Annotated in this window: 20 protein-coding genes; 9 read left to right on the forward strand and 11 right to left on the reverse strand. The window is 72.0% G+C overall.

Annotated elements, in window-relative coordinates; translation table 11 throughout:
* Positions 1-4: 4 nt before the first annotated feature.
* On the reverse strand, positions 5-370 hold the full coding sequence (locus ACFCZF_RS31210; RefSeq protein ID WP_376674477.1) for a YbjQ family protein: 366 nt from the start codon (positions 368-370) through the stop codon (positions 5-7).
* Between the two features lie 136 nt (positions 371-506).
* Here ACFCZF_RS31210 and ACFCZF_RS31215 point away from each other — a divergent pair, with 136 nt between their 5' ends.
* Positions 507-1,391: a DedA family protein gene (locus ACFCZF_RS31215; protein ID WP_376674478.1), complete on the forward strand. Its 885-nt coding sequence runs from the start codon at positions 507-509 to the stop codon at positions 1,389-1,391.
* A 26-nt stretch (positions 1,392-1,417) separates the two neighbouring features.
* Here the strand turns inward: ACFCZF_RS31215 and ACFCZF_RS31220 are convergent, their stop codons facing one another.
* Positions 1,418-3,127, reverse strand: coding sequence for a threonine/serine exporter ThrE family protein (locus ACFCZF_RS31220; protein ID WP_376674479.1), 1,710 nt, complete (start codon positions 3,125-3,127; stop codon positions 1,418-1,420).
* A gap of 123 nt (positions 3,128-3,250) precedes the next feature.
* Positions 3,251-3,742: an inorganic diphosphatase gene (locus ACFCZF_RS31225; RefSeq protein WP_003975424.1), complete on the reverse strand. Its 492-nt coding sequence runs from the start codon at positions 3,740-3,742 to the stop codon at positions 3,251-3,253.
* Between the two features lie 79 nt (positions 3,743-3,821).
* On the opposite strand from ACFCZF_RS31225, the gene dacB reads away from it, so the two are divergent.
* From dacB to folE, 6 genes are all read left to right on the forward strand, one after another.
* On the forward strand, positions 3,822-5,417 hold the full coding sequence (dacB, locus tag ACFCZF_RS31230; RefSeq protein ID WP_376674480.1) for a D-alanyl-D-alanine carboxypeptidase/D-alanyl-D-alanine-endopeptidase: 1,596 nt from the start codon (positions 3,822-3,824) through the stop codon (positions 5,415-5,417).
* Between the two features lie 178 nt (positions 5,418-5,595).
* Positions 5,596-6,723 carry a zinc-dependent metalloprotease gene (locus tag ACFCZF_RS31235; protein ID WP_376674481.1) on the forward strand — a complete coding sequence of 376 codons (1,128 nt, stop codon included), beginning with the start codon at positions 5,596-5,598 and terminating at the stop codon, positions 6,721-6,723.
* 192 nt (positions 6,724-6,915) lie between these two features.
* The gene (tilS, locus tag ACFCZF_RS31240; RefSeq protein ID WP_376674482.1) at positions 6,916-7,974 is read left to right on the forward strand and encodes a tRNA lysidine(34) synthetase TilS; all 1,059 of its coding nucleotides are present in this window, start codon (positions 6,916-6,918) and stop codon (positions 7,972-7,974) included.
* Positions 7,975-8,069: 95 nt separating this feature from the next.
* On the forward strand, positions 8,070-8,609 hold the full coding sequence (gene hpt, locus ACFCZF_RS31245; RefSeq protein ID WP_226027733.1) for a hypoxanthine phosphoribosyltransferase: 540 nt from the start codon (positions 8,070-8,072) through the stop codon (positions 8,607-8,609).
* 193 nt (positions 8,610-8,802) lie between these two features.
* Positions 8,803-10,842: an ATP-dependent zinc metalloprotease FtsH gene (ftsH, locus tag ACFCZF_RS31250; RefSeq protein ID WP_376674512.1), complete on the forward strand. Its 2,040-nt coding sequence runs from the start codon at positions 8,803-8,805 to the stop codon at positions 10,840-10,842.
* A 122-nt stretch (positions 10,843-10,964) separates the two neighbouring features.
* On the forward strand, positions 10,965-11,570 hold the full coding sequence (gene folE, locus ACFCZF_RS31255) for a GTP cyclohydrolase I FolE (protein ID WP_310871992.1): 606 nt from the start codon (positions 10,965-10,967) through the stop codon (positions 11,568-11,570).
* 14 nt (positions 11,571-11,584) lie between these two features.
* Here the strand turns inward: folE and ACFCZF_RS31260 are convergent, their stop codons facing one another.
* From ACFCZF_RS31260 to ACFCZF_RS31285, 6 genes are all read right to left on the reverse strand, one after another.
* Positions 11,585-12,073, reverse strand: a complete 489-nt coding sequence (locus ACFCZF_RS31260; protein ID WP_376674483.1) for a DUF3180 domain-containing protein — start codon at positions 12,071-12,073, stop codon at positions 11,585-11,587.
* 60 nt (positions 12,074-12,133) lie between these two features.
* Complete coding sequence (gene folK / locus ACFCZF_RS31265; RefSeq protein WP_375920508.1) at positions 12,134-12,745, reverse strand: 2-amino-4-hydroxy-6-hydroxymethyldihydropteridine diphosphokinase; 612 nt, start codon at positions 12,743-12,745, stop codon at positions 12,134-12,136.
* Positions 12,742-13,101 (reverse strand): dihydroneopterin aldolase, encoded by a 360-nt coding sequence (folB, locus tag ACFCZF_RS31270; protein ID WP_376674484.1) that lies wholly within the window; start codon positions 13,099-13,101, stop codon positions 12,742-12,744. Before folB ends, folK begins: the two co-directional genes overlap by 4 nt.
* 236 nt (positions 13,102-13,337) lie before the next feature.
* Positions 13,338-13,841, reverse strand: a complete 504-nt coding sequence (locus ACFCZF_RS31275) for a nuclear transport factor 2 family protein (protein WP_376674485.1) — start codon at positions 13,839-13,841, stop codon at positions 13,338-13,340.
* Positions 13,838-14,728, reverse strand: a complete 891-nt coding sequence (folP, locus tag ACFCZF_RS31280; protein ID WP_376674486.1) for a dihydropteroate synthase — start codon at positions 14,726-14,728, stop codon at positions 13,838-13,840. The genes ACFCZF_RS31275 and folP overlap by 4 nt, the downstream gene beginning before the upstream one ends.
* A 63-nt stretch (positions 14,729-14,791) precedes the next feature.
* Entirely contained in the window at positions 14,792-16,603 is a 1,812-nt protein-coding gene (locus ACFCZF_RS31285; RefSeq protein WP_376674487.1) for a phosphatidylglycerol lysyltransferase domain-containing protein, read from the reverse strand.
* Positions 16,604-16,821: 218 nt separating this feature from the next.
* Here ACFCZF_RS31285 and ACFCZF_RS31290 point away from each other — a divergent pair, with 218 nt between their 5' ends.
* Positions 16,822-17,946: an alpha/beta hydrolase gene (locus ACFCZF_RS31290; RefSeq protein ID WP_376674488.1), complete on the forward strand. Its 1,125-nt coding sequence runs from the start codon at positions 16,822-16,824 to the stop codon at positions 17,944-17,946.
* Between the two features lie 177 nt (positions 17,947-18,123).
* On the forward strand, positions 18,124-19,437 hold the full coding sequence (locus ACFCZF_RS31295; RefSeq protein ID WP_376674489.1) for a hypothetical protein: 1,314 nt from the start codon (positions 18,124-18,126) through the stop codon (positions 19,435-19,437).
* 36 nt (positions 19,438-19,473) lie between these two features.
* Here the strand turns inward: ACFCZF_RS31295 and ACFCZF_RS31300 are convergent, their stop codons facing one another.
* Both ACFCZF_RS31300 and ACFCZF_RS31305 read right to left on the reverse strand, forming a co-directional pair.
* Complete coding sequence (locus tag ACFCZF_RS31300) at positions 19,474-20,784, reverse strand: PH domain-containing protein (RefSeq protein ID WP_376674513.1); 1,311 nt, start codon at positions 20,782-20,784, stop codon at positions 19,474-19,476.
* Positions 20,785-21,302: 518 nt separating this feature from the next.
* A complete protein-coding gene (locus ACFCZF_RS31305; protein ID WP_376674490.1) occupies positions 21,303-21,833 on the reverse strand; it encodes a PH domain-containing protein in 531 nt (176 codons plus the stop codon).
* Positions 21,834-21,862 lie beyond the last annotated feature (29 nt).

Below are 21,862 nucleotides of genomic sequence, written 5' to 3' on the forward strand. Positions count from 1 at the left end.
GGTCTCACTCCCGGGCCACGACCACCGCCGTCCCGTACGCGCACACCTCGGTGCCCACGTCCGCGGCCGCCGTCACGTCGAAGCGGAATGCCAGTACCGCGTTGGCCCCTCGCGCGCGTGCCTGCTCGACCAGCCGCTCCATCGCCTCGTTGCGGGTCTCGACCAGCGTCTTGGTGAGCCCGCGCAGCTCACCGCCGACCATCGACTTCAGCCCGGCGCCGATCTGGCTCCCCAGGTGCCGGGAGCGCACGGTCAGTCCGAAGACCTCCCCGAGCACCTCCTGCACGCGATGGCCCGGCAGGTCGTTCGTGGTCACGACGAGCACCTCGGGCTGAGAACTCTGTCCGCCGCCGTATTCTTCAATACCCATGGTTCTCAGGTTTCCCCGGGGAACGTCACAGTGCACCCCCAGGACTCCCGTGGAACCTGGAACGCCACGGCTGCGTTATACGTTTGGGCAGCCAGGTCCCAGCCCGCCTCCCCCCAGCAGCAGGAGCCACAATCCCGTGACCACCCTTGCGCTCGGCCCCGAGTGGCTCAGCCCGGACTACCTGATCGAGACCTTCGCTCTGCCGGGCATCCTGCTCATCGTCTTCGCCGAGTCCGGACTCTTCGCGTTCCTGCCCGGCGACTCGCTGCTGTTCACCGCGGGCCTCTTCGTCGCCCAGGGCGAGTACATCAGCCAGCCGCTGTGGCTGGTGTGCACCCTGATCGTGCTGGCCGCCGTCATCGGCGACCAAGTGGGCTACATGATCGGCAAGTTCCTCGGCCCCAAGCTCTTCAACCGCCCGGGCTCCAAGCTCTTCAAACAGGAGAACCTGGACAAGGCCCACGAGTTCATGGAGAAGTACGGGCCCAAGGCGATCGTCCTGGCCCGCTTCGTGCCGATCGTGCGCACCTTCGCCCCCATCGTGGCGGGCGCCGGCCGTATGAAGTACCGCACCTTCCTCACGTACAACATCATCGGCGGCGTGGCCTGGGGCTCGGGCGTCACCCTCGCGGGCTACTGGCTCGGCCAGATCGAGTTCATCCGGACGAACGTCGAGCCGATCCTCGTCCTGATCGTCGTGCTCTCCGTCGTTCCGATCGCCATCGAGTACTTCCGCGAGCGAGGCAAGAAGAAGCGCGCCGCCGTCGCCGAGCCGCAGCCGGCCCCGGTGCAGCAGCAGTATCAGCAGCCCCAGTACCCGGTCATGGACGACGCCACGACCCAGCTCCGCAGGGTGGACCCCTACCCGCCCGAGCCGCAGTACCAGCAGCCGCAGCAGCAGTCGTACGACCAGCCCTACGGCCAGCAGCAGCCGTACGCGCAGCAGTACCCGCAGAACTACGGCCAGCAGCCGTACGGCGACCAGCAGGGCGGGCAGTCCCCCTACAACCAGGGGTACTGAGATTCCCTGCCCGTAGCCACCCGGCGCTAGAACCCTCGCGTCCGCTTCGCCGCCCGGCGCCCCGCCGCACTCGCGGCGCCGGGCACCTTCAGGAACAGCCGCGAGATCTCCCCACCGAGGTTCACCCCGATGGCGATGGCCATGGCGAGCGCCACGGCCGTCGACAGGGACACCAGCCCCTTGTCGACCTCGCTCTGCGCGATCGCCAGCAGCCCGAAGTACGTCGCCGAACCGGGCAGCAGCGGCCCGATCGCCGCGGTCGTGTACGGCAGCGCCGAAGCGAACCGGTACCGGGACATCAGCTGCCCGAACAGGCCCACCAGCCCCGCCGCGGCGGCCGTGGACGCCACCGGCGAGATGTCGCCGGCGATGTGCATCGCGCCGTACACGCTCCAGGCGACGCCCCCGTTGAGGGTCACCGCCAGCACGGTGGATCGTTCCTGCTGGAGCAGGATCGCGAAGGCCAGAGACAGCAGCATCGACGCGCCGATCTGCACGAACGGTTCGTCGCCCGTGCCCAGCTCGGCGTCCGGATTGAGCTGGGCGCCCAGCTGGACGCCGAAGTACAGCACGACCAGCACCCCGGCGACGATGCTCACGAAGAAGTACATCACCTCCAGCAGGCGCGCCGCGGCGGTGATGTAGAAGCCGGTCAGTCCGTCCTGCACCCCCGCGACCAGCGCCCGCCCCGGCAGCAGCGCGAACAGGCCACCGGTGATGACCGCCGACGCCTTCACGTCGACGTGGACCAGCGTCAGCGCGATACCCATCGCGGCCGGCGGCATCGCGGCCACCGCGAACTGGTAGAACTCCGGCAGCCCGCGCCCGGCGCACAGCCAGGCCAGCCGGTCACCGAGCATCGAGCCGAGCATGGCCGCGACGAACACGGTCAGCCCACCGCCGACGAGCACGGATGCCGCGCCCGCGAGCAGCCCGCTCGCCGTGGTCAGCACCCAGGTCGGGTACGGGTGCCGGTTGCGGCGCATCTCCGCGAGACGCCGGTAGGCCTCCTCCAGGGAGATGTTCGTGTCCGGGTCGCTGAGGTCGTCCACCAGATGGAAGACGGCCGCGAGCCGCGTGTAGTCGGTGCCCCGGCGGCGTACCGTCCGCGAGGCCGTGACCGGGTCCTCGACCAGGGACGGCTGGTGGGAGATCGACAGCAGGGTGAAGGTGACGTTCGGCTCGCAGCGGTCCAGGCCGTAGGACCGGCAGACGGCGAACATCGCCGCCTCCACGTCCTCGGCGCCCTCACCGCCCGCCAGCAGCAGCTCCCCGATACGCAGGGTCAGGTCGAGCACGCGCGGGACGGCGGGGCCGGTGTCGTCGTCGTGCCGCTGCGCCGTCTCGGGCGCGGGCCGCTCGGCCACCGGCATGCGCAGCATCGCGCGCATCCGGTCCTGCCAGGGCACGTCCGTGAGGTTCACCGCCGGGAAGCCGCTCGCCGGAGTGAACGCGGCCGGTGCGGTCCAGGCGTGGTACGTGCTGGGCGTGGTGAACGCCGACCCCTCGTCCTCCGCGGGCGCCGCCGGGAGCGAGTCCAGCCCCTCCGGCAGCGAGAACTCCGAGGTCGTCTCGGACTCCGTGCCGACGTGCCGCGGGACGGCCAGCCCCTGCGGGATCTCGAACTCGGACGTCGTCGACGACTCGCCGTCGATGGACGCCGCCACTGAGCCGGGCGGCCTGAAGGCACTGTGGGCCTCGTCCGACTGCGGCTTGCGGTCCTCCGCCTCCGTCACCTGCGCAACGCTCCCTGGTCCGTACACACCCTCCTGCCTGTAGCCCTCAGTATGCGCAGCCAAACGTGAACGGGCCGCACGCGTCATGCGTGCGGCCCGTTACGCGAGTGGTCTGATCAGTGATCAGTGGCCGCCCTGGTCCTTGAAGCGCTTGTAGGACCGCTCGATCTCGGCCTCGGCCTCGGTGCGGCCCACCCAGTCGGCGCCCTCGACGGACTTGCCGGGCTCCAGGTCCTTGTAGACCTCGAAGAAGTGCTGGATCTCCAGGCGGTCGAACTCCGACACGTGGTGGATGTCACGCAGGTGCTCCACGCGCGGGTCGGTCGACGGCACGCACAGCAGCTTGTCGTCGCCGCCGGCCTCGTCCGTCATCCGGAACATGCCGATCGCGCGGCAGCGGATGAGGCAGCCCGGGAAGGTCGGCTCGTCCAGGATGACCAGCGCGTCCAGCGGGTCGCCGTCCTCGCCGAGGGTGTTCTCGACGAAGCCGTAGTCGGTCGGGTAGGCGGTCGAGGTGAACAGGCGGCGGTCCAGGCGGATACGACCGGTCTCGTGGTCCACCTCGTACTTGTTCCGCGAACCCTTCGGGATCTCGATCGTGACGTCGAACTCCACCGGACGCTCCTCCATGATCAGCACATAGTTCTGGTGATTAAGTGTCCCTCACGCCGGTGTGTGATCGCGAAAGGGGCTGGTGATAGTGCCAGAGCTGAGGCCTTGGCGGGCCGCGAGACCGCACGTGGTGCGCGCCGCGGGCGCCGTACGTCCGCGTCTGGCACGCGCCGCACGGGCCGCCAAACCGCGGTTCGCGCGGGCCACGACGCCGCAGCTCGCGCGGGTCACGAGGCCGAAGACCTGGCAGTACACCGCCGGTGCCGCCACCGCCGGGCTGGCTCTCGCCGCCGGTGTGGTGACCGCCGCCGGCCCCTGGGACTCCACGGGTCAGCGTACGGCCGAGCGGGACCGGGCCGTCGCCCTGGAGCGCACGGGTGGCGTAGATCACGGCCGCGGACCCGGGGGATCCGGTACGACGCCCGGCGCGCCCCGCCCCGCGCCCAGTGCCGACTCCGTCCTGGCGGGCCTCGGCGACGCCTCCGGCGGAGTACCGGGCGGCGCCAAGGCGGCGCCGGGCACGGACGCCCTCGCGGACGCCCTCGGCCCCCTCCTCGAAGACCCCGCGCTCGGTACCCGCCGCGGGGCGGCCGTCGTCGACCTCACCACCGGCAAGCGCCTCTACGGCCTCGGCGCCGACGTACCCCTCACCCCGGCCTCCACCACCAAGATCGCCACCGCCGTCGCCGCCCTCACCGCCCTCGGCCCCGACCACCGCCTCACCACCCGCACCGCCCTGGAGGCCGACACCGGCGAACTCGTCCTGGTCGGCGGCGGCGATCCCACCCTCACCGCGCGCAAGGACACCCGCGGCCTCGCGAGCCTGCGCACCCTCGCCGCGAAGACCGCCGCCGCCCTGAAGAAGCGGGACGTGCGCGAGGTGACGCTGTCGTACGACACGACGCTCTACGCCGGTACGGAAATGCACCCGATCGGGGTCAACGAGAACCTCGCCCGCGTCACCGCCCTGATGGCCGACGAGGCCCGCACGGACGACTCCACCAGCGGTCCCGCCCCGCGCGTGCCCGACCCGGCCGCCGACGCCGCCCGCACCTTCGCCGGCTTCCTGAAGCGGCACGGCATCACCGCGTCGCCCCCCGGCCCCTCCAAGGCGACCGACCGCGCCGACACCCTCGCCACCGTCTCCTCGCCCCCGCTGGCGTCCCTGGTCGAGCGGATGCTGACCAACAGCGACAACGACATCGCCGAGGCCCTGGCCCGCCACACCGCCCTGGCGACCGGCGAGGCCGCCGACTTCGACGGGGTCTCCGCCGCGGTCCCGGCCCGCCTGAAGCAGCTGGGCCTGCCCGTGCGCGGCGCCCGCTTCCACGACGGCAGCGGCCTGGACCGCACCGACCTGATCACCGCCGACCTGCTCACCGCCCTGCTGGCCAAGGCCGCCGACCCGGACCGGCCCGAGCTCCGCCCCGTCCTCACCGGCCTCCCCGTCGCCGGCTTCACCGGCACGCTGACCAGCCGCTACACGGACGGTGCGGCCGGCCTGGTCCGCGCCAAGACGGGCACCCTGACGGGCGTCAACACCCTCGCCGGCACCATGGTCACCGACGAGGGCCGCCTCCTGGCCTTCGCCTTCCTGGCCTCCGACACGACGGACGCGTGGGCGGCCCAGAGCGCCTTGGACCACTTGGCGACGACCCTGGCGTCCGGCTCCGCCTAACTGCGGGCGGTCGCGCGCCGCACCGCCGTGGGCAGTCGTTCCGCAGGGCGGAACGGGTGGGCACGGCCCACAACGCCGGGTGCGCTTCCAACGGACTCCGGCCCTTGCCAACCCCACCGCCCACCCCGGCGCCCCGCACAGCCTGCCCCCAGCGGCAGCGCTCACGTACCGTTGACGCATGACGAGCATCGGCGCAAATTCCGGCATGGTCGACTGGAACCTCGCGGTGGCTACCGCGACCCGGCTCGTACGGCCGGGCCCCGAGGTGAGCCGCGACGAGGCCCGGGCCGTCGTCGCGGAACTCCGCCGCCATGCCAAGGTCTCGGAGGAACACGTCCGAGGCTTCACCCGTATGGCCACCGACGAGATCCACGACACCCCTGTCCTCGTCGTCGACCGCCCCGGCTGGGTCCGGGCGAACGTCGCCGGGTTCCGGGAGATCCTCAAGCCCCTGCTGGAGAAGCTGCAGGAGCGGCGCGGCAACGGCGCGGGCAACGCGGTCCTCGGCGCCGTCGGGGGCAAGGTCACCGGCGTGGAGCTGGGCATGCTGCTGTCGTTCCTGTCCTCGCGCGTCCTCGGCCAGTACGAGACCTTCGCCCCGGCCACCCGCGAACTCCCCGCCGGTGCGAACGGCGGCGGCCGGCTGCTGCTCGTCGCGCCGAACATCGTGCACGTGGAGCGCGAACTCGACGTCGACCCCTACGACTTCCGCCTTTGGGTCTGTCTGCACGAGGAGACGCACCGCACGCAGTTCACGGCGGTGCCCTGGCTGCGCGACCACCTGGAGGGCGAAATCCAGTCGTTCCTCGCGGAGACCGACGTCGACCCCATGACCGTCCTGGAGCGCGTCCGCGAGGCCGCCCAGACGCTCGCCGGGGGTCGCCCCGAGGCCGAGGAGGACGACGGCGGCCGCTCGCTGGTGGAGCTGGTGCAGACCCCGGCCCAGCGGGAGGTCCTCGGCCGTCTCACCTCGGTCATGTCGCTGCTGGAGGGGCACGCCGACTTCGTGATGGACGGCGTCGGACCGGCGGTCGTGCCGAGCGTCGGGGAGATCCGCGAGAAGTTCCAGCAGCGCCGCGCCAAGGGCGCCTCCCGCCTCGACCTGGCGCTGCGCAAGCTGCTCGGCCTGGACGCCAAGCTCCGCCAGTACCGGGACGGCGAACGCTTCGTACGGGCCGTCGTCGACGAGTGCGGCATGGACGGCTTCAACCGCGTCTGGACCTCGCCCAACACCCTCCCCACCAAGTCGGAGATCGCCAAACCGGCGGACTGGATCGCGCGGGTGCACCGCAAGCCGGAGGCGTGAGCCCCGCGGAGGGGGCGTGAAACGAATCCGGCCGACGGCAGTCGAACGCCCCTCCAATCACCCGTCCGAGGGACCGTGAGCCCTCGACAGGCGTGCGATGCTCGGGGAACGGCCCGTTTCTGTCACCATCTACACACTCTGAGTGACCGAACCTCGGGCTCACCCCCGACAACTTCATGAAGGGCACCGGACATGGGTCCCCATCCTGCGGTCGCGGCGATACGCCTGGCGGTCCGCCGCGTCCTCCACGACATCCTCACCGAACTGAACACCACGGCCGGCGTCCCCGCCGCGACGGCCGCCGAGCGCGCGCCCGATCGCGCGCCCGGGCTCCCGACGGCACCGCTCGTGCTCGTGGCCTGCTCCGGCGGCGCCGACTCCATGGCACTCGCCTCCGCCCTCGCCTTCGAGGCCCCCCGGCTCGGCGTCCGCGCCGGCGGCGTCACCGTCGACCACGGCCTGCAGAACGGCTCCGACCTGCGCGCCGAAGAAGTCGTCCTGCGCCTGCGCGAACTCGGCCTGGACCCCGTCGAGGCCGCCGCCGTCACCGTCGGCCGCGCGGGCGGGCCCGAAGCCGCCGCCCGCGACGCCCGCTACGCCGCCCTGGACGCCGCCGCCGCCCGCCACGGCGCCGCCGCCGTCCTGCTCGGCCACACCCGCGACGACCAGGCCGAGACCGTCCTGCTGGGCCTCGCCCGCGGCTCCGGCATCCGCTCCCTGTCGGGCATGGCCGCGGTCTCGGGGGCCGGCGGCCGTTACCGCCGCCCCTTCCTCCAGGTCGACCGGCAGACCGCCCGCAAGGCCTGCATGGTCCAGTCCCTGCCCGTCTGGGACGACCCGCACAACGCCGACCCCGCGTACACCCGTTCCCGGCTGCGCCACGAGGGCCTGCCCGCCCTGGAGAAGGCGCTCGGCAAGGGCGTCGTCGAGGCCCTCGCCCGTACAGCGCAACTCTCCCGGGACGACGCCGACGCCCTCGACACCTGGGCCCGCCAGGCCGAGGCCGGCGTCCGCGACGCGCGGGGCATGCTGGAGTGCGCCAAGCTCTACGCCCTCCCGCCCGCCGTACGCCGCCGGATCCTGCGCCGCGCCGCCATCGAGGCCGGTGCCCCGGCGGGTGCGCTGTTCGCCCGCCACATCGAGGAAATCGACCGGCTGATCACCGGCTGGCGCGGTCAGGGGGCCATCAACCTCCCCGGCAAAGTCGTCGCCCGGCGGCAGGGTGGCAGACTGGTGATTCGGCAAGGCTGAATCCGGACCCTCCCACCGATCCGCGTACGGATCGCCGGGGCGCTCCGGAGTGGCCGGTGGGACGACCGAAAGTGATGCGGGTGGACGCGAACGACATGGGTGCCGACCTCGAGAAGGTACTCATCACCAAGGAAGAGATCGACGCGAAGCTGGCCGAGCTGGCCGCGAAGATCGACGCGGAGTACGCGGGCAAGGACCTGCTCATCGTCGGCGTCCTCAAGGGCGCCGTGATGGTCATGGCCGACCTCGCGCGCACGCTGTCCACCCCCGTCACGATGGACTGGATGGCGGTGTCCTCGTACGGCGCGGGCACCCAGTCCTCCGGCGTGGTGCGGATCCTCAAGGACCTCGACACCGACATCAAGGGCAGGCACGTCCTGATCGTCGAGGACATCATCGACTCCGGCCTGACCCTGTCCTGGCTGATCTCCAACCTCGGCTCGCGCGAGCCCGCCTCGCTCAAGGTGTGCACCCTGCTGCGCAAGCCCGACGCCGCGAAGGTCGCCATCGACGTGGAGTGGGTCGGTTTCGACATCCCCAACGAGTTCGTCGTCGGCTACGGCCTCGACTACGCCGAGAAGTACCGCAACCTCCCGTTCGTCGGTACGCTCGCGCCCCACGTCTACGGCGGCTGACACGGCCTCGTAGCCTGCTCCACGGCGTTTCGGGGGCGGCCGGGAACCCCTGAGGCCCCCGCGCCGTTGAGCATGCAGACGGGACGCCGACCGTCCCGTGCGGCTGAGGGCCGCCGGGCTGGGGTACCGTCAGAAGAACTGTCTTATCAAACTCACTATGGCAGGAGGGACGGGGCGCCACCGCTCCGTGTGGATGGACGTGAAGCGATACTTCCGTGGGCCAATCATGTGGATCGTGCTGGCCGTCCTTGCCGTGGTCGTGTTGATGCAGGTCGTCGGCTCGTCCGGCGGCTACAAGACGGTGGACACGGGCCAGGTCGTCCAGGCGATCAACGACAACAGGGTCGAGTCGGCCAAGCTGACCACCGGCGACGAGCAGAACATCAAGGTTCAGCTCAAGGACGGCGAAAAGGTCGAGGGCAGCTCGAAGATCCAGGCGAGCTACATCGGCGACCAGGGCGAGACCCTCGCCGGCACGCTGCAGAACAAGTACCAGGACAAGCAGATCCCCGACGGCTACACGGTGTCGCCGTCGAAGCAGAACCCGTTCGTCGGGCTTCTGATCACCCTGCTTCCGTTCGTCCTCATCGTGGTCATCTTCCTGTTCCTGATGAACCAGATGCAGGGCGGCGGCTCCCGCGTCATGAACTTCGGCAAGTCCAAGGCGAAGCTCATCACGAAGGACACCCCGAAGACGACGTTCTCGGACGTCGCGGGCTCGGACGAGGCCGTCGAGGAGCTCCACGAGATCAAGGAGTTCCTCCAGGAGCCGGCCAAGTTCCAGGCCGTCGGCGCCAAGATTCCCAAGGGCGTGCTGCTGTACGGCCCGCCCGGCACCGGCAAGACCCTGCTCGCGCGTGCCGTCGCGGGCGAGGCGGGCGTGCCGTTCTACTCGATCTCCGGTTCCGACTTCGTCGAGATGTTCGTCGGTGTCGGTGCCTCCCGAGTGCGTGACCTGTTCGAGCAGGCCAAGGCGAACGCCCCGGCGATCGTCTTCGTCGACGAGATCGACGCGGTCGGCCGCCACCGCGGCGCCGGCCTCGGCGGCGGTCACGACGAGCGCGAGCAGACCCTGAACCAGCTGCTCGTCGAGATGGACGGCTTCGACGTCAAGGGCGGCGTGATCCTCATCGCCGCGACGAACCGTCCGGACATCCTCGACCCGGCGCTGCTGCGCCCCGGCCGCTTCGACCGGCAGATCGCCGTCGACCGCCCGGACATGCAGGGCCGTCTGGAGATCCTCAAGGTTCACCAGAAGGGCAAGCCGGTCGCTCCCGACGTCGACCTGTCGGCCGTCGCCCGCCGTACGCCCGGCATGACCGGTGCCGATCTGGCCAACGTGCTGAACGAGGCCGCCCTGCTGACGGCCCGCAGCGACCAGAAGCTGATCGACAACCACATGCTGGACGAGGCGATCGACCGTGTGGTCGCGGGCCCGCAGAAGCGGACCCGGATCATGTCGGACAAGGAGAAGAAGATCACCGCGTACCACGAGGGCGGTCACGCCCTGGTCGCGGCGGCCTCACCGAACTCCGATCCGGTCCACAAGATCACCATCCTGTCGAGAGGCCGGGCCCTCGGTTACACGATGGTGCTCCCGGACGAGGACAAGTACTCGACCACGCGCAACGAGATGCTCGACCAGCTCGCCTACATGCTGGGCGGCCGCGCGGCCGAGGAACTGGTCTTCCACGACCCGACGACGGGTGCCGCCAACGACATCGAGAAGGCCACCAGTGTGGCCCGCGCGATGGTCACCCAGTACGGCATGACCGAGCGCCTCGGTGCGATCAAGTTCGGTGGCGACAACTCCGAGCCGTTCCTGGGCCGCGAGATGGGGCACCAGCGCGACTACTCGGAAGAGGTCGCCGCGCTGGTCGACGAAGAGGTCAAGAAGCTCATCGAGACGGCGCACAACGAGGCCTGGGAGATCCTGGTCGAGAACCGCGACGTCCTCGACAACCTGGTCCTCGCCCTGCTGGAGAAGGAGACGCTCGGCAAGGAGGAGATCGCCGAGGTCTTCTCCCAGATCGTCAGGCGTCCGGCCCGGCCCGCCTGGACCGGCTCCTCCCGCCGCACGCCCTCGACCCGTCCGCCGGTGCTCTCCCCGAAGGAGCTCGCCCTGACGAACGGAGCGAACGGCGCGCCGGCGGCGATCTCCACCGCCAAGAGCACCACGCCGGAGCCGGCCCCGGCTCCGGAACGAGCCCCGGAGGACCGCCCGGAGAGCTGACCCAGCCACTCCCGGCGGCCCCACCAGGCCCGGAATGTATGCCGCGCCCCCCAGGTTCTAGCCTTGGGGGGCGCGGCGTTTCCGTATGCCGACCGCAGGACAGGACAGGAACGAGGCACCAGATGACCGACCCCGTGACGCTGGACGGCGAGGGCCAGATCGGCGAGTTCGACGAGAAGCGGGCCGAGAACGCCGTACGCGAACTGCTGATCGCGGTCGGCGAGGACCCGGACCGCGAGGGCCTGAGGGAGACGCCGGCGCGCGTGGCGCGGGCGTACAAGGAGATATTCGCGGGGCTGTGGCAGGAGCCCGGGGACGTGCTGACGACGACGTTCGACCTCGGGCACGACGAGATGGTCCTGGTGAAGGACATCGAGGTGTTCTCGACCTGTGAGCATCACCTGGTGCCGTTCCGCGGCGTGGCGCACGTCGGCTACATCCCGTCCACCAACGGCAAGATCACCGGCCTGTCCAAGCTGGCGCGTCTCGTGGACGTCTACGCCCGCCGCCCGCAGGTACAGGAACGTCTCACCACGCAGATCGCGGACTCCCTGATGGAGATCCTGGAGCCGCGCGGCGTGATCGTCGTCGTGGAGTGCGAGCACATGTGCATGTCGATGCGCGGCATCCGCAAGCCCGGCGCGAAGACCCTGACGTCGGCGGTGCGCGGACAGCTGCGTGACGTCGCCACGCGCAACGAGGCGATGAGCCTGATAATGGCGCGCTGACGCCCGACGGCGGGTCAGGCCGCCGTGGCCGCGCCCGGGTGGTCGTCGTCCTCGTCCTCCGGAAGCTTGCAGACCCGCTCCAGGAAGATCGCGGCCGCTATCACGCCGATGCCCGCCACGACCGAGAAGCCGGCGTAGACGGCCTGGTCGCGGCGGGCCGGGATGTCGAGGTACTCCAGCAGGAAGGCGCCCATGCCGCCGTACATACCGGCGACGAGGGCGGCCACCAGGGCGCTGGCCTGGCCGAAGACGACCGCACGGGCCGCCATCATCGGGTCGACGCCCTTGGCGTCCGGGACGCGGTCCCGCTGGGCCTTCAGGCGGGCGCGGATCGACAGGGCCGTCGCCAGCAGGATCACGGCGATCAGCGCGAGCACGACGGGGGCGGCCAGGGGGACGCTCGGGAGAGTCCCGATCGAGTTCCACAGACGGGCGCCCGCCCAGGACAGGATCCCGGCCACGACGAACACGCTGGCCAGCACCCTGATGCGCAACTCTTTCACGGTGTCCCGGTGTCCCTTCGGTTCCCCAGCGTGGTCGTCCGACCCTGTCGACCTTAACGACTACTCGGGCAGCCGGAGTTCCAGGTCGGCGCGGGGCGCGATGCCGTCCCTGGTGACGGAGTCCAGGAGGTCGGCGACCGGGCCGTGTCCCGGCAGCCGGGCCCCGGGGTCCACGTCGTGCCAGGGGGCGAGCACGAAGGCGCGTTCGTGGGCGCGCGGGTGGGGCAGGGTGAGCTGCGGGTCGTCGGAGACGACCTCGGCGTAGGCGACGATGTCGACGTCGAGGGTGCGCGGCCCCCAGCGCTCGTCGCGGACGCGGTGGAAGGCCTCCTCCACGGCGTGCGCCCGCTCCAGCAGGGAGGACGGGGGCAGGGTGGTCTTGAGGATCACGACCGCGTTGAAGTACGACGGCTGGCTGTCGGGGTCGACGCCCCACGGCTCCGTCTCGTACACCGGCGAGACCCCCTTGACCCGCACGCCCGGGGTGTCCTCCAGAGCGTCGATGGCGCCCTGGAGGGTCTCCAGGCGGTTGCCGAGGTTGGCGCCGAGGGCGATCACCGCGCGCTTGGGGTTGGACAGCGTGGTGTCGGCGGCGTCGACCTGCTCGATGACGGAGGCGGGCACCGGCTGTACGGTCGGGTCGCTTGGACCCCTGGTGAAGGGGGCGCTCATGCACGGCTCCGGATGATGGTGACGGTCACGTCGTCGAAGGGGACGGTGATCGGAGCGTCCGGCTTGTGGACGCGGACCTCGACTTCCTCGACCCCTTCGTGTTTCAGGCAGACCTGGGCGATGCGCTCGGCGAGCGTCTCGACCAGGTTGACGGGCTCGCCCTCGACCACGGCCACGACCTCCTCGGCCACGATGCCGTAGTGCACGGTCTTCGCCAGGTCGTCGTCGGCCGCGGCCGGTCGGGTGTCCAGGCCAAGGACGATGTCCACGAGGAAGGTCTGGCCGTCCTCGCGTTCCCTGGGGAACACACCGTGGTGCCCGCGGGCCCTCAGGCCGCGCAGCGCGACACGATCCACGCGAATCACTCCTGCAGTCGTCGGTCTCGGCCGGTCGCACCACGTGCGGGTGGTACGTCGGCCTCAGTCGAATCTACCCGCGGGCACCGACAGTGCCGGGCCGTGGGGGGTGTGGGGCCGGGCGGAGGCCAGAAGGTTTCACCATGTGTTTTCCCTGGCGGTCCCGGTGGATCACGGGTTGGTAGCCGCCCATACCCGGCGGTCCGTGATTCCAACCACTTCTTGGTTCCCCCGGGTCAGGAAGGCGTGTCCTCGCCCTCCTCGTCCTCCGTCTCGGCCATCACGGGGGAGGCGTGGTGCGACCAGAGTTTCCAGCCGGAGGGCGTGCGCCGGAACGCGTTGGTGGCGACCACGAGCTGGCCCACGAGCGGGCCGAGCTCGTCGCCGCCGTCGGGGGCGGGGCCGCCGCTGAGGATGTTCTCGGTGCAGGTCACCAGGGCGGTGTCGCCGGTCACGGAGACGTGCACGTCGGTGAGGAAGAACTGGATGTAGTCGGTGTTCGCCATGATCAGCGCGTAGGAGCGGAGGACCTCGCCGCGGCCGGTGAGCACCGGCCAGCCGGGGTGCACACAGGAGACCACGCCGGCGTCGGCCGGGTCGTGGTACGACTCGTCGACGCCCAGGTCGGACGGGGTGAGCCAGAAATCGGACACCTTCTCGAAATCGCCCTGCTCCAGTGCCTCGTAGAAGGCGGTGTTGGCGGCCTCGACCTGCTCCACGTCGATGTGCGGCGCGTTCACCGGGCTCCTTCCGGGCCGCTGTCCGCCGTCCGCGCCCCTTCGACGGCGCGCGCGACCCGTACGGCGTCGGCGGTGGCGCGTACCTCGTGCACGCGTACCGCCCACGCGCCGGCGTGCGCCGCGAGTGCGGAGACGGCGGCGGTGGCCGCGTCGCGCTCGCGTGCGGGCGGCGGGGACGCTTCCGGACCGGCGAGTACCCGGCCGAGGAACCGCTTGCGGGAGGCGGCGACGAGCAGCGGGTGGCCGAGGCCGTGCAGGCGGTCCAGGTGGGCCAGCAGCACCAGGTCGTGCTCGGCGTCCTTGGAGAAGCCGAGGCCGGGGTCGACGACGACGCGGTCGGGTGCGACGCCGCCCTCGACGACCGCCTCCACGCGCGCGTGCAGCTCGTCCACGACCTCGGTGACGACGTCCTCGTAGGTGCCCCTGACGTTGCCGCCCTCCAGGAGGCCGCGCCAGTGCATGACGACGAAGGGGGCGTCGGCGTCGGCGACGACCGGGATCATCCGCGGGTCGGCGAGGCCGCCGCTGACGTCGTTGACCAGGGCGGCGCCCGCGGCGAGGGCCTGCTCGGCGACCGAGGCGCGCATGGTGTCGACGGAGATCGTGACGCCTTCGGAGGCCAGGCCGCGCACGACCGGCACCACGCGCCTGAGCTCCTCGTCCTCGTCCACGCGGGTCGCGCCGGGACGGGTGGACTCGCCGCCGACGTCCACCAGGTCGGCGCCCTCGGCGACCAGGTCGAGGCCGTGCTTGATGGCGGCCGTGGTGTCGAAGAAGCGGCCGCCGTCGGAGAAGGAGTCGGGGGTCACGTTGACGACACCCATGACCGCGCAGCGGTCCCATGCGGTCAGTCCCGCCAGGTGGCGGCGGCCGGTCTGCTTGCTCATGTGTTCAGCGTAGGCCCCGCTGGTGGCGGCCTTCCCGCGCGGCCCGGCAAAGCCCCGGTCCGGTCATGCCGCCCGGGCGTCCTGCTCCACCACGCGGTGGGTGCACGGGCGGCGCGCGGTGGTGCGGCGGCGCGGGAAGCGGGGGAGGGGCGGGGCCAGGGTGACGAAGCCCTCGGCCTGCATGGCGGCGAAGCCGATGCGAGGTAGGTCGGCGGAGGCGCGGTAGACCACGAAACGGGGTTCCCACCGGGGACGGAACTTGGCGTTGAACTTGTACAGGGACTCGATCTGGAACCACCGGGAGAGGAACACCAGCAGTCCGCGCCAGGCCCGCAGCACCGGCCCCGCGCCGATCTTCTCGCCCCGCGCGAGCGCCGCGCGGAACATGGCGAAGTTCAGCGAGACGCGCGCGATGCCGAGCTTCGGGGCTGCCTGGAGCGCGGCCACGATCAGCAGCTCGTTCATGCCGGGGTCGGCCGAGCGGTCGCGGCGCATCAGGTCGAGCGACACCCCGTCGGTGCCCCACGGCACGAAGTGCAGGATCGCCTTCAGGTCCCCGTACTCGCCGGGCTCGGCGTCCTGCTTGTGCGCGGTGGCTATCAGGCAGTCCCCGTCGGAGGGGTCGCCGATGCGGCCCAGAGCCATGGAGAAGCCCCGCTCGGTGTCGGTGCCGCGCCAGTCGTCGGCGGCCCGGCGTACGCGGTCCAGTTCGGCGTCGCCGAGGTCAGTCACGCGCCGTACCCGGGTCTCGTAACCGGCGCGCTCGATGCGCTTGACCATCTGGCGCACGTTGCGCATCGCGCGGCCGGCGAGGGAGAAATCCGCGACGTCCACCACCGCCTCGTCGCCCAGTTCGAGGGCGTCGAGCCCGGTCTCGCGGGTCCACACCTCGCCGCCGGTCTCGGAGCAGCCCATGACGGCGGGCGTCCAGGAGTGGGCGCGGGCCTCGTCCATGAAGCGTTCGATGGCGCCGGGCCAGGCCTCGACGTCGCCGATCGGGTCGCCGCTGGCCAGCATCACGCCGGAGACGACGCGGTACGTCACCGCCGCCTTGCCGCTGGGGGAGAAGACGACGGCCTTGTCCCGGCGCAGCGCGAAGTGGCCGAGGGAGTCCCGGCCGCCGTGTCTGGCCAGCAGGGCGCGCAGGCGGGCCTCGTCGTCCTCGGTGAGGCGGGCGGCCGGGTGTTCGGGGCGGAAGGCCAGATAGATGGTGGTGACGGCGGTGAGCAGGCCGAGGGCGCCGAGCGAGAACGCGACCGTCCAGGAGGTGTTGCCCCAGTAGTCGACCGGGCCCTCGACGCCGAACAGGCCGTACAGCACGTGGGTGAGGCGGTCGGCCAGGCTCGGGTCGCCGACCATGCGGTGCGGGTGGGCGTTGACGACGACGAGACCGAGGGCGAGGGAACCGGCGCCCATGAGCACGAAGTTGGCGAGCGCCCGCCACCGGCTGCGCGGGTCGGGCAGCGCCGCGAACTGGTCCCGGTGCCGCAGCAGGGGCAGGAGCAGCGCGAGGGAGATCAGCACCCCGGCGAGGGAGTGCCGGTAGGTGAACTGCGCGACGGCGCCGAGCGGCAGCAGGGCCACGGCCGCCCGCCACGCCCGGCGCTTGCGGCGCTTGAGTCCGTGCGCGAGCAGCAGCAACAGCACCCCGGCACTGAGCGAGAGTGCCGCCGCGAACGGGCCGAACGCGCCGGGCAGTACCTCGGCGAGGGCGTGCATACGGCTGTGCCGGAACCGCGGGAAGACGCCGGCGGCGATGTCCAGCAGGCCCACGAGCGCGCAGGCGCGGCCGACGAGGAGGGGCACGGCCTCCGGGCGAGGACCGCGCAGCACCCGGCGTACGCTCGTGGGCTTCGTCGGAACCCCACCCGACATTTCCTCATCTGTCCTGACAGACATCGCACCCGTAGTTCTGCGAGAGACCGTGGATCCGGGCCCGTTTCGGGCATCCGGCGACATTGCGCCCTCTAGGACGGCGTCTTGGCGGGAGAGGTTCACTCCCCCTCGTCGGAAACCCCGACCGGTGCGACGGGACGGTGGTCCGGGCGGATGGCCCGAACGGACGCATGGAAAGCGCAGGCAGGTAGCAAGGCATGGGTCTCACGAGCAACAAGGTGCTGGCGCTGGCGGTCCTGTCCGGCGTGCTGCTGTTCGCCGGCACGGTGTGGCTGTGGCCGCGGCTGGCCCGGCGGAGCGTGCGGGCCGTCCTCGGGCGGGTGGGCCTGCTGTTCGCCACCCAGGTGGCGGTCTTCGCCGCGGTGGGACTGGTGGCCAACCAGTCCTTCGGGTTCTACGGCAGCTGGGCCGACCTGTTCGGCCGGGAGAACGGCCAGGGCGTGGTCGTCGACCACTCGGCCGACGAGGCCGGCGGTCCGCTCCAGGTCGTCGGCGACCGGCGGGTCGGCCGGACGGGCGGGGCGCGGCCGGAGGTCGGCGGCCGGATCCAGGAGATACAGGTCGTCGGCCCTACGACGCGGATCGCGTCGCCCGCGTACGTGTATCTGCCGCCGGAGTACTTCCAGGCGCGGCACCGCGCCCGTACGTTCCCCGCGGCCGTCGTCCTGACCGGCTATCCGGGGACGGCTTCGGCCCTGGTGGACAAGCTCCACTACCCGCGTACGGCGCTCGAACTGGCCAAGGCGGGCCGGATGCGGCCGATGATCCTGGTGATGCTGCGGCCCACGGTGGCGCCGCCGCGCGACACGGAGTGCGTGGACGTCCCGGGCGGCTCGCAGACCGAGTCGTTCTTCGCCAAGGACCTGCCCGACGCCGTGAGCGCCCACTACCGGGTGGACCGCGGGCCGGGCAGCTGGGGCGTCGTCGGCAACTCGACCGGCGGTTACTGCGCCCTGAAGCTCGCCATGCACCACCCCGAGGTGTACGGCGCGGGGGCCGGGCTCTCCGCCTACTACGACGCGCCCAGCGATCCCACCACGGGCGACCTCTTCCAGGGCGACGAGGGGCGGAAGAACCGGGCCGATCTGTGGTGGTGTCTCAAGAACATGCCCGCGCCCGACACTTCACTGCTCGTCACCAGCAGCAGGTCCGGCGAGACGAACTACAAGGACACGCTGAAGTTCATCGAGCGGGTGAAGGACAGGAAGCCGACGCGCATCTCGTCGATCATCCTGGAAAGCGGCGGGCACAACTTCAATACGTGGCGGCGCGAGATTCCCGCGACCCTGGAGTGGCTCAGCGAGCGGCTCGACGGGCGGTGACGGGTAGCCACAGGAAATGATCTTGAAGTAATTCGCCCACCACTGGGCATGTGGATTCCTGATGCCGTGTGAAAGCGTCGGAGATGGCTGTGTTTTTACGGGGCGGGGCGCCAAGATTCGCCTACGCGCGGTAAGTTTCTGGCCATGCCACGTGGACGTCACCGCCATTCCCCGCCCTTGCACAGGCTGCTTCCTCCGTCGGCGATCGCAGGCGTCTCCGTCGTCTGTGCCGTCGGCCCCTGGGTGTTCAGCGAAGCGATGATCCTGCGCTCACTGGCCGCGGCCGCCGCGGTGACGGCCGTCGTCGGCGCGGTCGTCATGCGTAACTGGGACGCGCAGGCGGGCAGGCGCGTCGCCGACCTCACGCGCGCGCGTGCGAGTGACGAGTGGCGTTACGAGGAACGGGTCGCCGAACTGGAGTCCGACCTGGAGGAGTCGCGCGAGCTGCGCGTGAAGCTGGAGCACCGGCTGCGGGCGAAGCGCACGGAGCTGGCGGGACTGCGCAACGAGCACGCCGCCCTGCTGCGGCGCTACGCCACGGCGGAGACCGAGCGGGCCACCGCGCTGGAGGGCCGCCGCCTGCTGGAGATAGAGGCGGTGCCGCAGGCGCCCGCGCTGCCGGCGGCACGGTCGGCGCCGGTGGAGGAGACGCCCGCCGAGGATACCGAGGCCACCGAGGCCACCGAGGCCACCGAGGAGATCACCGGCGAGATCACCGACGGGATCACCGACGGGACCGCCGAGGAGGCCTCCGAGACCAGCGAGGCCGTCGAGGAAGCCCCCGCCGTGTTCTCTCCCGAGGGCTCCCGGCTGTTCCTGCGGGCGAACGCGGCACTGGCGCGCTTCGACGGGGATCGGCCCGCCGCCCCGGACGGTGGCGACCACGACGGCGGCGGTGGCTCCGACGGCCGTGACTCCGACGGCGGCGACGACGACGGGGACGGCGGCGGCAACGGCGGCGGCGAGAGCGCGGAGGCGGCCGAGGCCGCGCGGGAGGACGAGGCACAGGGGCAGCCCGAGGCGGCCGACGGGCACGAGCGCACCGTCGCCGCCTCCCCGACGACTCAGACCGAGCAGTCCGAGCAGTCCGAGCAGTCCGACGAGCGGCCCGCGCAGCCCACCCAGGCCACCCGGCAGACGGCCGGTCACTTCACGGTGCCGACCGCGGTCGCCGTCGCACCGACGGCTCCCGCGCGGCGTCCGACGGTCGAGGGCGGCTTCGACTTCTTCGGCACGAAGAACGCCGAGTCCGAGTCCGAGTCCGAGTCCGAGGACGGGACGTCGTCGTCCGACGCCCTGGCGGCCGTCCAGAACGAGGACCTCGCCGACGTGGTCGGCCAGGAGGCCCTCGCCCTGCACAAGGCCGAGACGGAGGCCGCCTTCAAGCCGGCCGGCGAGGAGTCCCGGGGTGTGGGCCAGGTGATCGACCTGACGGCCCACGACGAGACGGAGCAGATCGACGTACAGCGGCTGCGCAGCGCGGTGTCCTGACACCGGCCGGCACCGGTCGGCGCGGTCGGCGGGGTCTCAGGCCATCCACCGGTCCGGCAGCGCGTCCCGCCGTCCGGTACGGGAGCGCTCCGCCTGCGCCCGCAGCAGCCGTGCCGCCTCGTCGGCGTCGCGCAGCCGCGCGGTCACGGTCTTGTTCGCGCCCGTGTCCACGCGTACGTCGGCCAGCCGCAGCGCCCGCTGCCACGGACCCTGCGTGAGCCGGACGCTCTGCACCTTGGCGTGCGGAACCAGCGCCAGGCTGCGGCGCAGCAGTCCGTACCGGGCGGCGAAGACCGCGTCGGTGACGGCGAGTCCGTAGCCGCGCCACCACAGCGGCCGGCAACGCGCGGCCCGCCGCGGCGGGCGGGACAGCACCGCGTCCGCCGGCACGGTCACACCGGGCAGCACGCGCGCGACGACCGACTCGGCGATCTCGCGCGGGGCGACCGGCACCAGCACGGAGTTCGACGACCCGGCCACGTCCAGCTCCACCCGTACCCACCCGCGCCGCCGCCACAGCACCGGTTCCACGATCCGCACTGTCTGCACCCGGCCGGGCGGCACGGTCTCGTGGGCGCGGTCCAGCAGCCCGTGGTCGAGGCGGAGCCCGTCCGGGGACTCGGCCACCGTCCAGTCGTACTCCCCGACGAACCGGCCCGCGCTGCTCGCGCCCGCGGCGCCCAGCAGGGGCAGGGCGGTCGCCAACACCGTCCACAGGTTGTGGGTGGCCAGCCACAGCAGCGTCGGTACGACGACGGCGGCGATCAGCGTGCCCCAGGTCGCGCCGGTCAGCAGCAGCGAGACGGCGAGGACGCGGGGCGGCACGCGCAGCAGCTGCCGGGAGGGTGCCTCGCCGACCTCGTGCGCGGTCTCGGGCGCGAGACCGGCCGCGCGCGCGAGCAGTTCGGCCCGCAGCGCGCGTGCCTCGTCGGCGCCCAGGAAGGCCAGTTCGTCCTTCTTGCCGGTGCCTATGACGTCGAGTTTGAGCTTGGCGACCCCCGCGACGCGGGCGAGCAGCGGCTGGGTGACGTCGATGGCCTGGACGCGTTCGAGCCGGATGTGGGCGGTGCGCCGGAACAGCAGTCCGGTACGGATGCGCAGCTCGGTGTCGGTCACCGCGAAGTGCGTGAACCACCAGGTCAGGAAGCCGTACAGGGCGGCGGCCGGGATCAGTACGGCGAGCCCGATCAGCAGCGTGGTCGTGGTCAGCCGCGACAGCTGGCGCTGCGCCTGGTCGGGATCGTGCACGGCCCACCCGACGATCACGGCAACCGGCGCCCAGGCCCGCCGCAACGGAGTGACGGGGTGCAGACGCCGCTCGACGACACCGATTCCGGGTGCGGCCACGCCGTCTCCGGGCCCGGCGGCCGTGCGGTCCTCTGCCTTGTCGCTGGTGGCGGGGCTCTCCGCCTTGCCGTCGGCGGTGCGGTCGTCCGCCTTGCCGCTGGTGGTGTGCTCCTGCGCCCTGGCTCCGGCGGTGTGGTCCTCCGCGCTGCCGCTGGTCGCGAGGCTCTCCGCCCTCGCCTCAGCGGTGTGGTCCTCCGCGCTGCCGCTGGTCGCGTGGCTCTCCGCCCTGGCTCCGGCGGTGTGGTCCTCCGCGCTGCCGCTGGTCGCGTGGCTCTCCGCCCCGGCCTCGGCCGCCCGGTCCTCCGACCTGCCACCGGTCGCGCGGCCCTGCGCCCTCCGCTCGGCCGCCTGGCTCTCCGCCTCCGTCGGGCGGCTCTCCGCCTCTGTCGGGCGGTCCTCCGCCTCTGTCGGGCGGTCCTCCGCCTCCGTCGTGCGGCCCTCCGCACCCGTCGGGCCGTCTCCGGCCCCGGCCGTGCCGTCTCCGGCCCCCGTCGCGCCGTCCGCCGCCCCGGGCGTGGTCACAGCCCCGCCGATCGGGCCTCGCCCAGCTCGGTGAGCCGGTCGCGGAGGCGTTCCGCCTCGGCCGGGTCGAGGCCCGGGATGGTCGCGTCGGTCGCCGCGGCGGCCGTGTGGAGCTGCACACTGGCCAGGCCGAAGTGCCGCTCGACCGGGCCCGAGGTCACCTCGACCAACTGCATCCGCCCGTACGGGACGACGGTCTCCTCCCACCACAGCACGCCCCTGTTGATCAGCAGGTCGTCGGCGCGCTCGGCGTACCGCCAGGAACGCCAGTTGCGTTCCAGCATCACCCAGCCCCACACCAGCAGGGCCAGCGGCAGCAGCGCCAGGGCCGCCCAGAAGGGGCCCAGGAACAGCCCGGGCAGCAGACCCGCGGCGAGCGTCAGCAGTCCCAGCCACACCACCAGCAACAACCGCCGCATGCGTAGCAGCCCCGGCGGCAGGCCGGTCCACACCGGCCGGTCCCGCACCGGCTCCGTCGGCTCCGTCGCCCCCGCCGTGCCCGTGTCGTCAGGGCTCCCCGTCTCCATGGGGCCAGCGTACGTAGGGGAGACTGTGC

It is taken from the genome of Streptomyces sp. NPDC056296 (assembly GCF_042268605.1).
Taxonomy (GTDB): domain Bacteria; phylum Actinomycetota; class Actinomycetes; order Streptomycetales; family Streptomycetaceae; genus Streptomyces.

What these genes read in the sequence shown, in the direction of transcription:
- hpt (WP_226027733.1), top strand. Translation starts at nt 8,070, where the DNA reads ATGGGTGCCGACCTCGAGAAGGTACTCATCACCAAGGAAGAGATCGAC.
- folE (WP_310871992.1), top strand. Translation starts at nt 10,965, where the DNA reads ATGACCGACCCCGTGACGCTGGACGGCGAGGGCCAGATCGGCGAGTTC.
- tilS (WP_376674482.1), top strand. Translation starts at nt 6,916, where the DNA reads ATGGGTCCCCATCCTGCGGTCGCGGCGATACGCCTGGCGGTCCGCCGC.
- ACFCZF_RS31285 (WP_376674487.1), bottom strand. Translation starts at nt 16,603, where the DNA reads ATGTCGGGTGGGGTTCCGACGAAGCCCACGAGCGTACGCCGGGTGCTG.
- folP (WP_376674486.1), bottom strand. Translation starts at nt 14,728, where the DNA reads ATGAGCAAGCAGACCGGCCGCCGCCACCTGGCGGGACTGACCGCATGG.
- ACFCZF_RS31290 (WP_376674488.1), top strand. Translation starts at nt 16,822, where the DNA reads ATGGGTCTCACGAGCAACAAGGTGCTGGCGCTGGCGGTCCTGTCCGGC.
- ACFCZF_RS31235 (WP_376674481.1), top strand. Translation starts at nt 5,596, where the DNA reads ATGACGAGCATCGGCGCAAATTCCGGCATGGTCGACTGGAACCTCGCG.
- ftsH (WP_376674512.1), top strand. Translation starts at nt 8,803, where the DNA reads ATGGACGTGAAGCGATACTTCCGTGGGCCAATCATGTGGATCGTGCTG.
- ACFCZF_RS31305 (WP_376674490.1), bottom strand. Translation starts at nt 21,833, where the DNA reads ATGGAGACGGGGAGCCCTGACGACACGGGCACGGCGGGGGCGACGGAG.
- ACFCZF_RS31210 (WP_376674477.1), bottom strand. Translation starts at nt 370, where the DNA reads ATGGGTATTGAAGAATACGGCGGCGGACAGAGTTCTCAGCCCGAGGTG.
- folK (WP_375920508.1), bottom strand. Translation starts at nt 12,745, where the DNA reads ATGAGCGCCCCCTTCACCAGGGGTCCAAGCGACCCGACCGTACAGCCG.